The organism is Oceanicaulis sp. UBA6590 (genome assembly GCF_002433705.1).
Lineage (GTDB): Bacteria > Pseudomonadota > Alphaproteobacteria > Caulobacterales > Maricaulaceae > Oceanicaulis.
In genome coordinates this window covers 155,185-167,329 of the sequence record NZ_DJIQ01000062.1, presented here as the reverse complement: position 1 = coordinate 167,329, position 12,145 = coordinate 155,185, and the positions used below count along the sequence as shown (strand labels likewise).

The window sequence follows — 12,145 nt, the reverse complement described above, 5'->3', positions numbered from 1 at the left end:
CGATGGGTGCGATGGGGTTTTTCAAGTCAGGAGGCGCTGCAAGCGCCGCCACGCCGCCGCGCAAGGCGGGCGTGTTCGCCACGCTTGATATCGGCGCGTCCAAGACTGTGTGTTTCATCGCCAAGACCGAAGAGACGCTGGCGGGCCTGCGTCCGCGGGTGATCGGGGTCGGCCACCAGTCCACGCGTGGCGTGCGCGCCGGTCAGGTGGTGGACGTCAATCTGGCGGTGGACAGCATCCGCGCGGCGGTGGAGAACGCCGAGCGCATGGCCGGGCACACGGTCAGCGAGGTGTATCTGGCGGCGTCCGCGGGCGCCCCCGCGAGCGCGCGCATCTCCGTCGAGATGGATCTCGCCGCCCGTGAAGTGACCGACCGGGATTTGCGCCGCATTCTCGCCGAGGCGCTGCGCCGTCACCATGAACAACGCCGGGTTCTCCTGCACGCCCTGCCGCTCTCCTGGCGCGTGGACGGCCATCGCGGCGTCAAGGATCCGCGCGGCATGTTCGGCGAAAGCCTGGGCGTGGACCTGCATCTGGTCAGCGCCGCCGCCGACCCCTTGCAGAATCTCATTTCCTGCGTCGAGCGCTGCCAGCTGACCGTCGCGGGCGTGGCGGCGACGCCCTATGTCTCCGGCATTGCGGCCTTGGCGCCGGATGAGCGCGATCTCGGCGCGCTGCTGATCGATATGGGCGCACACACAACGACAGTGGCCGTCTTCAATGAAGGCTCTCTACAGCATGTGGACGGGGTGCCGGTCGGCGGCGCCCATGTCACCAACGACATCGCCCGGGGGCTGTCCACGCCGGTCAACGCGGCCGAGCGGATCAAGGCGCTGCATGGCTGTGCGCTTGATAGTCCCGATGACGATCAGATCATGATCGAGACGCCCCCCGTGGCCGGGTCTGGCGTGGTGACCATGAACCAGCAGCCCAAGGCGCTTCTGAACGCCATCATCCGGCCGCGTCTGGAAGAAGTCTTCGAAATGGTGCGTGATCGGCTGGACGCCGCCGGCGCCGCCAGCGCGTCGGGCCGCTCTGTGGTCCTGACTGGCGGCGCGGCGCAATTGCCGGGCGCCGCCCAGCTGGCCGGTCGGGTGCTGGGCAAGCAGGTGCGTCTGGGGCGTCCAGATTCGCTCGCCGGACTGGGCGATGCGGTCAGCGGTCCGGGCTTCAGCGCGGCGGCCGGTCTGCTGCTGCGATGTGTTCAGGGGCCATCCGAAGCGATCTCCGGCCCGCCCCGGTTTGACCAGGGTCCGGCCCGCATTCGCGAACGGGCGACGGGCGAGGGCGGCATGAAGGCGGTCTGGCGCTGGTTCGCGGAAAGTTTCTAGACTCCTCGAACAGACTCAGGGTCCTGTTATTCTATGCGAAAAAAGGTTTGCTCTGAGGGGAGCGGCTTAACGCTCGATTAAACAAGCGAGCGCAGTCTCACGGGGTGATTCGTTAACCCTGCCGCCCCACGGAGACCTGCCATGCCCTTGAACCTGTCCGCGCCGGAAACCACCGAACTGAAACCTCGCATTCTTGTGTGTGGTGTCGGCGGCGCCGGGGGCAACGCCGTTAACAACATGATCGACGCCCAGCTCGAGGGCGTGGACTTTGTGGTCGCCAACACCGATGCGCAGGCGCTTCAGCGCGCGCGCACCGATCGCCGCATCCAGATGGGCGCTGCGATCACCGAAGGTCTGGGCGCTGGGGCGCGCCCGGAAGTGGGTGAACAGGCGGCGGAAGACTCCCTGGCGGAAATCCAGGAGCACCTGCAAGGCGCGCACATGGTGTTCATCACCGCCGGCATGGGCGGCGGCACCGGCACCGGGGCTGCCCCTGTAATCGCGCGCGCTGCGCGGGAGCAGGGCATCCTGACCGTCGGCGTCGTGACCAAGCCGTTCCATTTCGAGGGCACCCGCCGCATGCGCCTGGCCGAATCGGGCATTGAGCGCCTGCAGGAGCATGTGGACACCCTGATCATCATCCCGAACCAGAACCTGTTCCGGATCGCCACCGAGAAGACGACCTTTGCGGAAGCCTTTGGTATGGCCGACCAGGTGCTGCATTCGGGCGTCCGCGGCATCACCGACCTCATGGTCATGCCGGGCCTGATCAATCTCGACTTCGCTGACGTCCGCACCGTGATGAACGAGATGGGCAAGGCGATGATGGGCACCGGCGAATCCAGCGGCGAGAAACGCGCCGTGGAAGCCGCTCACAACGCCATCAACAATCCGCTGCTCGACGATGTGTCCATGAAGGGCGCGAAGGGCGTGCTCATCAACATCACCGGCGGCATGGACATGACGCTGTACGAAGTAGACGAGGCCGCCAACGAGATCCGCAACGAGGTCGATCCGGACGCGAACATCATCGTCGGCTCCACCTTCGACCCCGAGCTGGAAGGCATCATCCGCGTGTCCGTCGTGGCCACCGGCATCGACGCCGAACTCAACGAAATGCATGACCCGCGTCGCCGTCAGGGCGCCGAGCCGGTGGCTCCGGTCTGGAAAGGTCGTGAAACCCGCCCCCAGCGTCAGGCCGAGCCCCTGGTGCGTCGCGCTTCTGACGCGGTGGCGGTGAATGAAACGCCGCGGGCCGAAGCTCCGTCAGCGCCGCAAGTCACGGCGCGCGGTGGCGACACGGTCAGTGCGCCGGACAGCTTTACCGGCGGACAGCCGGTCCATCCGGTCGCCAAGCCGGCCGTTGTCGAGACCCGTGAGCGCCTTGAGCGTGAAATGACCCACCCGGCCGAGCCGCAGGCGCACATGCAGCACCAGCAGCCGGTCGAGGTCCAGCCGCAGCAACCGGTTCAACAGCCCAAGGCCGAAGACTCCCAGCCTGCCCGTGAGCCGCGTCGCGGTCTGTCGCTGTTCGGCCGCCGCAAGTCCGCCCCGGTCGAGAACAAGGCGCCGGCCCAGCCCGAGCGCCCCTCTGTGGTCCGTCCGGTCGAGTCCGCACCGCGCCCGAGCCAGCCGTCTGGCGACCTGTTCGGCGAGGAACTGGACGAGAACGAGCTGGAAATTCCGGCCTTCCTGCGTCGCCAGGCCAACTAGGCTCTAGCGCCAACTCCTTGAAAACGCGTCGCTCTGTCAGTCCAGAGCGACGCGTTTTTCATTGCGCCCCCGGTTTCGTAACACGGTGCAACAATCCTTTAATTGCGGGATGCATCACGGCCCGTAGTGTGCAGGGCGAGGGGCGGAGCCTGTTAAGCATCTTCCTGCATGTCAGGCTCCTGGATTGATAAAAGACTGGATTGGGCTTGCTTCATGATTGAACGCGCAACATTGGCGGCGCCGGCGGTTTGCGCCGGGATCGGCCTGCACACCGGAGCCCGTGTTCGCATGGCGATGAAGCCCGCCCCTCTGGGGTCGGGCATTGTCTTTGAGCGGACCGATCTCGATGTGTCGGACCGTCTTGTTCCTGCGCGCCGCGAGTTTGTGCGCTCGACGGATCTGGGCACCACTCTGGTTAATGACGCCGGCGCCTCGGTGGCGACGGTGGAGCATCTGATGGCGGCGCTGGCCGGTCTGGGCGTGGATGATCTGATCATCGAGCTCGACGGTCCTGAGGTGCCGGCCATGGACGGCTCGTCCGCGCCGTTTGTCGACCTGATCCTGCATGCCGGCCTGAAGACCCGCCCGGCGCCGCGCAAGGCGCTGCAGGTGCTCAAGCCCGTCGAGGTCGAGGATGGGTCGCGTCATGCGGTCTTCCTGCCGGCCCTGCGCCCCGGCATTGATGTCGAGATCGACTTTGACGACCCCGCCATCGGTCGCCAGCACTTCGCCTTCGAGGTGAGCCGCGCCAATTTCCAGGAGCTGGTCGCGCCGGCGCGCACCTTCGGTTTCCGTCGTGAGTTCAGCGCGCTCCTGAAGGCGGGACTGGCGCGCGGCGGCTCCATGGAAAACGCCGTGGTGGTTGATGATGACGGCGTCGCCAACCCCGAGGGTCTGCGCTTTGCGGACGAGTTCGTGCGTCACAAGGCGCTCGATGCACTGGGAGATCTGTATCTTCTGGGCGCCCCGATCATCGGGCTCTACAAGGCGCATCGTCCGGGGCATGGCCTGAACGCCAAGGCCCTCGCGGCGCTGCTGGCCGATGAAAGCGCCTGGCGCTGGACCTCCATGAGCGACAGCACGGTGCAGAGCGAACGCCTCGTTCATTCCTGATTTTCCCGTCAAAAGCCGATCTTATTCACACTCGGCCTGACAGGGTGCTTTTGCCCGCGCCCGCGATGGGTTAAACCATTCTCAATACCTAAGAGTCCGCTGCGTTCCGAACCCCGGGGCAGGCGGTCGCCGGCTTGAGGGCGTACGTCCATGAAGACTGTTCTGCGTGTTGCACTACTGGGCGCCGTCGCCTTGTCCCTGACTGCCTGTGCAGGGCGGGATCGCGAAGAGCTGGCCTATGTGGAGCAGCCTGTCGAGACGCTCTACGCGGAAGCCTTCGACAAGATGCAGCGCCGTCGCTATGACGAGGCGGCCGCCTATTTCGACGAGGTGGAGCGCCAGCACCCGTTCTCCGAATGGGCGCGCCGGTCCATGCTGATGGCCGCCTACGCCAACTACCGCCAGTCCAAGTATGACGAGGCGATCTCGGATGCGCAGCGCTTCATCGCGCTCCACCCGGGCAATGCCAGCGCGCCTTACGCCTATTACCTGATTGCGCTGAGCTATTATGAGCGCATCTATGATGTGGGCCGCGACCAGTCCACCACCCAGCAGGCGCTGCAGGCCCTGGAGCAGGTGGTGCGTCGCTATCCCGACACGCCCTACGCCCAGGATGCGCGTCTGAAGATCGACATGACCCGCGACCACCTGGCGGGCAAGGAAATGAGCGTGGGCCGCTGGTATCTGCGCAATGGCTACCACCTGGCGGCGATCAACCGCTTCCAGAACGTCATCCGCGATTACGAGACCACCAGCCATACGCCTGAAGCGCTGCACCGACTGGTCGAGGCCTATGTCAGTCTGGGCGTCGACGAGGAAGCGCGTCAGATCGCGGCCGTTCTGGGTTACAACTTTCCGGGCTCGGAGTGGTATGAGGACAGCTATGACCTTCTGACCTCGCGCGGTATCGCCGTGCCGGGATCGGAGGATCAGGAGCGCGAACCGTCCCTGCTGCGGCGCGCCCTGAACCGCGTCTTCGGCTAGGCTCGAACCAGATTGCGAACCTGAATGCTGGCTTCGCTCTCCATCCGCGACATTGTCCTGATCGACACGCTCGATCTGACGTTTGACGCTGGTCTGTCCGCGCTGACGGGCGAGACCGGTGCGGGCAAATCCATACTTCTGGGCGCTCTGGGACTGGCCTGCGGCGAGCGCGCCGAGCGAGCCCAGGTGCGCGCCGGCGCCGACAAGGCCGTGGCGACCGCCCTGTTCGAACCGCCTGTCGGCCATCCTGTTTATGCGCTGCTCGATGAGGCGGGCGTCATTGTGGAGCCGGGTGAGCCGGTGATTCTGCGCCGCACCCTGACCGCCGATGGTCGCTCCCGCGCTCATGTGAATGATCAGCCCGCCAGCGTGGGTCTTCTGGCCTCACTCGGCGAAGTGCTGGTCGAGATCCACGGCCAGCATGACGGGCGGGGCCTCATGGACCCCAAGAGCCATCGCGGCCTTTTGGACGCCTATGCCGATGCGGACGCTGAGCTCAAATCCGTGAAGGCGGCCTGGAAAGCCTTGAGCGAAGCCCGCCATCGCCTGGATGAGCTGACGGATGCGCGCGACAAGGCCGCGAGCGAAGAGGCGTTCCTGCGTGACAGCGTGGAAGAGCTTGAAGCGCTCAACCCGCAGACCGGCGAAGAGGACGGTCTCGCCGCCGAGCGCAAATTCCTCCAGCAGGCCGAATCAGCGCTCTCCGAACTTAACGACGCCATGGATGCGGTGGCCGGGGGCGATGGCCTCTCCAACCGTCTCAACACCGCCCTGCGGGGTCTCGAACGCGTGCGCGCGGCTCTTGAAGGCGCGGAGGGCGGGGAAGGCGAGGCGGGCGCAGCCCATGCTTCGGTCGAGCGCGCCGCGGGGGCGCTCGATCGCGCGCTCATCGAGTTCAACGAGGCCGAGGAGGCGCTGTCTGAAGCCGCCGCCCGCTTTGATGTGGAGCCGGGCCGGCTCAATGAGGTGGAAGAGCGCCTGTTCGCCCTGCGCGCCGCCGCTCGCAAGCATCATGTGGACGTGGATGAGCTGGCCGAGCTGCGCGATCGCCTCGCCAGTCGTCTCGACATGATCGAGCACGCCGACGACCGGCTGAAAGAGGCCGAAGGCGCGCTCAAGGCCGCTGAAGCCGATTACGGCCGCGCCGCGAAAGCCCTGACCGCAAAGCGCAAGAGCGCGGGCGATACGCTCGCTGGCGCGGTCGAGGCCGAACTCGCGCCGTTGAAAATGGACAAGGCGCGCTTCCGTGTCCGCGTCGAAACCGATGAAGCCAAACCCGGCGCCTCGGGTTGGGACAAGGTCGCCTTTGAAGTCGCCACCAATCCCGGCGCGCCGTTCGGACCGCTCGACAAGATCGCCTCGGGCGGCGAGCTCTCGCGCTTTGCGCTGGCGCTGAAGGTCTGCCTTGTGGGCGATGACGCCCGCACCATGGTGTTTGACGAGGTGGATCAGGGCGTGGGCGGCGCGGTCGCCGATGCGGTCGGTTCGCGCCTGAAACGTCTCGCTGAAACCGGTCAGGCGCTGGTTGTGACCCACAGCCCGCAAGTGGCCGCCCGCGCCGACGCGCACTATCGTATCGAAAAGGCGGAGCAGGGCGAAGGCATGCGCACCACGGTGCGGCGCCTCGCCGAAGCCGACCGCCGCGAAGAGATCGCCCGCATGCTGTCGGGCGCGGAGATCACCGATGCGGCCCGCGCCGCCGCCGACCAGCTGATGGGCTCATGAACGCTGCGATGAAGGATGTGGAGGCGCTGACCTCCGAAGAAGCCGCCACTGAACTCGACCGTCTCGCCCGCGAAATCTCCAGGCACGACAAGGCGTATTACGAAAAGGACGCGCCGAAGATCTCGGATGCAGCCTATGACGCCCTGCGCGCGCGCAACAGCGCCATCGAAGAACGCTTTCCCGATCTCAAGCGCAAGGACAGCCCGTCTGAGCGCGTCGGCGCGAAACCCGCCGAGCAGTTCGGTGAAGTGGTCCATGCCGTGCCCATGCTGTCGCTGGGCAACGCCTTCGAGGACCAGGATGTGCGCGATTTCGCCGACCGCATCCGCCGCTTCCTCAATCTCAGGGACGAGAAACTCGTCTTCACCGCCGAGCCCAAGATCGACGGGCTGAGCGCCAATCTGCGCTATGAAAAGGGCGAGCTGGTGATCGGCGCCACGCGGGGCGATGGCCGGGCGGGCGAGAACGTCACCGCCAACCTCAAGACCATCGCCGACATTCCCCACAGGCTTGAGGGCGATGTTCCGGACGTGCTGGAGGTGCGCGGCGAGGTCTATATGAGCCATGCCGACTTTGCCCAGCTCAACGCCATGCAGGAAGAACGCGGCAAGCCCGCCTACAAGAACCCGCGCAACGCCGCCGCCGGCTCCCTGCGCCAGATCGACCCCAATGTGACGGCAGAGCGCCCGCTGCGCTTTTTCGCCTATGCCTGGGGTGAGCTGAGCGAGCCTCTGGCCGAGACCCAGTATGACGCCGTCAAACGCCTCGGGCAGCTGGGATTCGTCATCAATGACGACATGGTGCGGGTTGAGAGCGTCGAGGATGTGCTCGCCCATTACCGCGCGCTCGAAGCCAAACGCGCCGATCTCGGCTATGACATTGATGGCGTGGTTTACAAGGTGGACCGGCTCGACTGGCAGGAGCGGCTGGGCTTTGTCGCCCGCGCGCCCCGCTGGGCGATTGCGCACAAATTCTCGCCCGAAAAGGCCGTCACCCGGCTCAACGCCATCGAGATCCAGGTGGGCCGCACAGGCGCGCTGACCCCTGTCGCCAAGCTCGAACCCGTCACCGTGGGCGGGGTGGTGGTGTCGAACGCCACCTTGCACAATCAGGATGAGATCGAGCGCAAGGATGTGCGCGTGGGCGACACCGTGATTATCCAGCGCGCCGGCGATGTGATCCCGCAGGTGGTTGAAGTCGTCCTCGACAAGCGCCCCGAGGCCGCCGAACCCTTCGCCTTCCCCACCCTGTGCCCCGTCTGCGGCAGCCATGCCGTGCGCGAGGAGGGCGAGGTCGTCCGTCGCTGCACGGGCGGTCTCATCTGTGACGCACAGGCGGTCGAGCGGCTCAAGCATTTTGTCTCGCGCAAGGCCTTCGACATTGAAGGGCTGGGCGCGAAACAGATCGAGGCCTTCTTCCATGAAGGCCTCGTCAAGCAACCCGCCGACATCTTCACCCTGCGCGCACGCAACGAGGCGGGCGAGATCAACCCGCCCATCCAGACCCGCGAAGGCTGGGGCGAGCGCTCGGCGGCGAACCTTTTTGGCTCCATCGATCAGCGACGCACGATTGGCCTCGCGCGTTTCCTGTTCGCCCTAGGCATCCGTCATGTGGGCGAGGAAACCGCGCGTCTGATCGCGCGCAGCTTCACCAGCTGGCAGGCCGTGCGCGAGACGGCGGAAGCCGCGAACGAGCCCGGCGAAGCCTTCGCCGCCTTCATGGATATTGACGGCATTGGCGAGACGGCGGTCAAAGCTCTCGCCGAATTCTTCGCCGAAAGCCACAATCAGGACGCGCTCAACGCCCTGCTCGCCCATGTGACGGTCGAAGACGCCGAACAGGTGGCCGCCGAAAGCCCTGTCGCGGGCAAGACGGTGGTGTTCACCGGTTCTCTCGAACGCTTCACCCGGGACGAGGCGAAGGCCAAGGCGCAATCACTCGGCGCCAAGGTCTCGGGCTCCGTCTCGGGCAAGACCGACATCCTCGTCGCCGGTCCCGGCGCGGGCTCCAAGCTGAAGAAAGCGCAGGAGCTGGGCGTCCAGACGATGACCGAGGATGAATGGCTGGCGCTCATCGGGGGGTGAGCGCCCCTCCCTCTCAACGTGTCATTCACCGGTTTTTCCGGTGAACCCATGCCGTGACCTGTGATCTGAGCCACCGGCATGGATCCCCCGCATGACGCGGGGGATGACATGTGTGCGAGGTATTTGAATTTCCTCTTTCCCCGCGAAGGCGGGGACCCAGTGATCATCAGGACTTTGCGTTGTCGGCTCTGGGCCCCTGCCTATGCAGGGGAAGAGAAAGTGAGCGCCTACTCCCCCAGCAACCGCTCGACCTCATCCAGAATAACCGCCCACGCGGGCGCCGTCGGGTCGATCAGCTCGAAATGACCGGCGTTTTCCAGCTTGATCTCGGTCACCGTATCACCTGCGGCTTCGGCTTCAGCGGCATAGGCCGCGCCGAACTGCGGCGGCACGATCGGGTCGAGTTCGCCTGAAACGATCACCTGCTCCACATGCAGGGGCAGCAGCTGATCGGGTGAGGTGTCGGCATAGGGCGCATCGCCGGGATGGCCGGCGATCAGGGCGTCCACCGTGTCCGGCTCGCCGCAGCGGCCGGGGCCTTCAGCGCGGTAAAGCTCAAGATCATTGATGCCCGCGAGCGTGATGACGCCGTTGGGGATGAACGGGTCTTCCACAGAAAGCGGCGTGTCCTGCAGCTGGCCGCGCGCGGCGGCCCACAATGCCAGATGCCCGCCCGCGGAATGGCCCATCAGCACGGAGCGCTCAAGGTCGATGGGATAGGTCTCGGCCAGCGCCCGGACATAATCGGTCGCCATGGCCACGCTTTCAAACGTGCCCGGATATCCGCCCGTCTCATGCCCCAGACGCGGATAGGTGAGGTTCCACACGGCGATGCCGCGCGCTTTCAGATCGGCGTTCAGCTGGTCCTGCAGGATGGTGCCCGGAATGGCCGCCTGCCAGCATCCGCCATGGATCATGATCACCAGCGGGAAGGGACCGTCGCCATCGGGAAGCCACAGCTCGCCGTACTGCTCCTCGCCCTGGCCGTATGCGATCCGGGCGTCGGCGGGCGCACGTTCCCGGTCGAGCAGATCCCGCCAGCTGATCGGGCGCGCGTCGGCGTACGGGTCTTGAGCGCACGCAGGCGTGGCGAGGAGGAGGGCGGCGGTGAGACAGAGGGCGAGGCGCATGGGGGTATCCGGTTCTGATTTCGGATCAAACTAGCGCCCATAAACATTTCAACCAACTGAAACCCCGGGCGAGCGTAGCGAAGACCCGGGGCCTTCTTCAGCATAGGGCGCTATACTCTGACTTAGACCCCGCCTCCCTTTGGTCAGTCGGGAAAGGGAGAGGATTTATGACACGCGCCTGGGTCTACATGCTCACGAACAGGCCAGATGGCGTACTCTATACAGGCATGTGCAATGCCGATTTGCGGCGCCGAATATGGGAGCATCGTGAAGGCGGCGGATCATCCTTCACGCACAAATACAACTGCAAGCGTTTGGTCTGGTTCTCGGGCTTCGTAGATGTGACCGCAGCGGCAGAACAAGAGCGACGTATGAAGCGCTGGAAACGCGTCTGGAAGGTTGAGCTTATCGAACAGGCCAACCCGGACTGGAGAGATCTTTATCCGGATATTTCGGGCTAAAAAACCGGGCGCTTTATTCTGAGCGAGGCCCCGGGTCTTCGCTGCGCTCGCCCGGGGTTTCACCTTTTAAAATCACTTGAAACCCCGGCCTTGAGCCGGGGCCTCCCTCAGAATCAAACGCCTAAGGCGCCTCTTCCACAAAGCTCGCGACGACCTTTTTCTCGCCGGCCTTGTCAAAGGCGACGGTGAGCTTGGCGCCGTCGGCGGCTTTGACGGTGCCGTAGCCGAATTTCTGGTGGAAGACGCGGTCGCCGCGTTTCCATTTCGAGTCTCCGCCCACCGAGCTGGTGTCGATCAGCGTGGCCTTGCCCTCGATGACGCCGGGATCGGCGCGGCGGCCGGACGCCTTGCTGGCTTGGAAGCGTTTCCAGCCGGGGCTTTCATAGCTCGACTTGAAGGGGTCGGCGACTTCGGCGACGCCCTCAAAACCCGGCCCGGCGTCGTAATAGCCGGTCTCCGATTTCGCTTCGCAATGCTCGGCCGGCATTTCGTCGATAAAGCGCGAGGGTAGCACCGATTGCCAGCGGCCAAAGATCATCCGGTTGGCGGTGAAGCTGATGACGGCGCGTTCGCGGGCGCGGGTGATGCCCACATAGGCAAGGCGCCGTTCCTCTTCGAGCGCCGCCGTGCCGCCTTCATCCATGGAGCGTTGGGAGGGGAAGACCGTCTCTTCCCAGCCCGGCAGGAAGACCAGCGGGAATTCGAGGCCCTTGGCCGCGTGCAGCGTCATGATCGAGACTTCATCGCCGTTCTCGGTGCGGTCGGCGTCCGAGACGAGGGCGATGTGCTCAAGGAAGGCTTCAAGACTGTCAAACTCGCCCATGGAGCGGACGAGTTCTTTCAGGTTGTCGAGCCGGCCCGCGGCCTGCGGGCTCTTGTCCTCGCGCCACATGGCCGTATAGCCGCTTTCATCGAGAATGACTTCCGCAAGCTCGTCATGGCGCATGGTCTCGGCCTGCTCGGCCCAGCGGTCGAGATCGCGCAGGAAGGCGATGAGGCCGGTGCGGCCCTTGCCCTTGATCTCGTCGGTCTGTGTCATCAGGCGCGCAGCCTCGGCCATCGACACCTGCGCCCCGCGCGCGGCCATGGCGATCTTCTGCACACTGGTGTCGCCGACGCCGCGTTTGGGCGTGTTCACCACACGCTCGAACGCCAGATCATCTGACAGGCTGCGCACCAGCCGCAGATAGGCGAGGGCGTCGCGGATCTCCGCACGTTCAAAGAAGCGCGGCCCCCCAATCACCTTGTAGGGCAGGCCCAGCATGATGAAGCGGTCTTCAAACGCCCGCATCTGCCAGGACGCACGCACCAGAACCGCGATGTCGGAATGACGCCCGCCGCCCTTGATATGCGCCTCGATCTCGTCGGCGACAAAGCGGGCTTCGGCCTCGCCATCCCAGAGCCCGGACACCTGAACCTTGTGGCCCGCCTGATCCTCGGTCCACAGTGTCTTGCCCAGGCGCGCCTTGTTGGCGGTGATCAGGCCTGCCGCCGCGCCAAGGATATGGCCGGTGGAGCGGTAATTGCGCTCCAGCCGGATCACCGTCGCGCCGGGGAAGTCCTGTTCAAAGCGCAGGATGTTGTCCACTTCCGCGCCGCGCCAG

Annotated in this window: 9 protein-coding genes; 7 read left to right on the top strand and 2 right to left on the bottom strand. The window is 65.4% G+C overall.

Translation table 11 applies throughout. The features are described 5' to 3' along the window. Positions 1-11 precede the first annotated feature (11 nt). The 6 genes from ftsA (at position 12) to ligA (ending at position 8,950) form a co-directional block, all read left to right on the top strand. A complete protein-coding gene (gene ftsA / locus B2Z70_RS13045; protein ID WP_292983795.1) occupies positions 12-1,331 on the top strand; it encodes a cell division protein FtsA in 1,320 nt (439 codons plus the stop codon). A 141-nt stretch (positions 1,332-1,472) separates the two neighbouring features. Next, positions 1,473-3,044, top strand: a complete 1,572-nt coding sequence (gene ftsZ / locus B2Z70_RS13040) for a cell division protein FtsZ (protein ID WP_292983793.1) — start codon at positions 1,473-1,475, stop codon at positions 3,042-3,044. 213 nt (positions 3,045-3,257) lie between these two features. After that, complete coding sequence (gene lpxC, locus B2Z70_RS13035; RefSeq protein WP_292983791.1) at positions 3,258-4,157, top strand: UDP-3-O-acyl-N-acetylglucosamine deacetylase; 900 nt, start codon at positions 3,258-3,260, stop codon at positions 4,155-4,157. 150 nt (positions 4,158-4,307) lie between these two features. Next, positions 4,308-5,141, top strand: a complete 834-nt coding sequence (locus tag B2Z70_RS13030) for an outer membrane protein assembly factor BamD (protein ID WP_009801477.1) — start codon at positions 4,308-4,310, stop codon at positions 5,139-5,141. A 24-nt stretch (positions 5,142-5,165) separates the two neighbouring features. Further along, positions 5,166-6,866 carry a DNA repair protein RecN gene (gene recN, locus B2Z70_RS13025; RefSeq protein ID WP_292983789.1) on the top strand — a complete coding sequence of 567 codons (1,701 nt, stop codon included), beginning with the start codon at positions 5,166-5,168 and terminating at the stop codon, positions 6,864-6,866. After that, complete coding sequence (gene ligA, locus B2Z70_RS13020; protein WP_292983787.1) at positions 6,863-8,950, top strand: NAD-dependent DNA ligase LigA; 2,088 nt, start codon at positions 6,863-6,865, stop codon at positions 8,948-8,950. The genes recN and ligA overlap by 4 nt, the downstream gene beginning before the upstream one ends. A gap of 227 nt (positions 8,951-9,177) precedes the next feature. Here the strand turns inward: ligA and B2Z70_RS13015 are convergent, their stop codons facing one another. After that, positions 9,178-10,080, bottom strand: coding sequence for an alpha/beta hydrolase (locus B2Z70_RS13015; protein ID WP_292983785.1), 903 nt, complete (start codon positions 10,078-10,080; stop codon positions 9,178-9,180). Between the two features lie 167 nt (positions 10,081-10,247). On the opposite strand from B2Z70_RS13015, the gene B2Z70_RS13010 reads away from it, so the two are divergent. Continuing rightward, entirely contained in the window at positions 10,248-10,541 is a 294-nt protein-coding gene (locus tag B2Z70_RS13010) for a GIY-YIG nuclease family protein (protein WP_292983783.1), read from the top strand. A gap of 121 nt (positions 10,542-10,662) precedes the next feature. Here the strand turns inward: B2Z70_RS13010 and B2Z70_RS13005 are convergent. Then, on the bottom strand, positions 10,663-12,145 hold a 1,483-nt coding region (locus tag B2Z70_RS13005), incomplete at its 5' end, for an ATP-dependent helicase (protein WP_292983781.1).

Coding starts and splice junctions, on each gene's coding strand:
- ftsA (WP_292983795.1), top strand. CDS start 12: ATGGGGTTTTTCAAGTCAGGAGGCGCTGCAAGCGCCGCCACGCCGCCG.
- ftsZ (WP_292983793.1), top strand. CDS start 1,473: ATGCCCTTGAACCTGTCCGCGCCGGAAACCACCGAACTGAAACCTCGC.
- lpxC (WP_292983791.1), top strand. CDS start 3,258: ATGATTGAACGCGCAACATTGGCGGCGCCGGCGGTTTGCGCCGGGATC.
- B2Z70_RS13030 (WP_009801477.1), top strand. CDS start 4,308: ATGAAGACTGTTCTGCGTGTTGCACTACTGGGCGCCGTCGCCTTGTCC.
- recN (WP_292983789.1), top strand. CDS start 5,166: ATGCTGGCTTCGCTCTCCATCCGCGACATTGTCCTGATCGACACGCTC.
- ligA (WP_292983787.1), top strand. CDS start 6,863: ATGAACGCTGCGATGAAGGATGTGGAGGCGCTGACCTCCGAAGAAGCC.
- B2Z70_RS13015 (WP_292983785.1), bottom strand. CDS start 10,080: ATGCGCCTCGCCCTCTGTCTCACCGCCGCCCTCCTCCTCGCCACGCCT.
- B2Z70_RS13010 (WP_292983783.1), top strand. CDS start 10,248: ATGACACGCGCCTGGGTCTACATGCTCACGAACAGGCCAGATGGCGTA.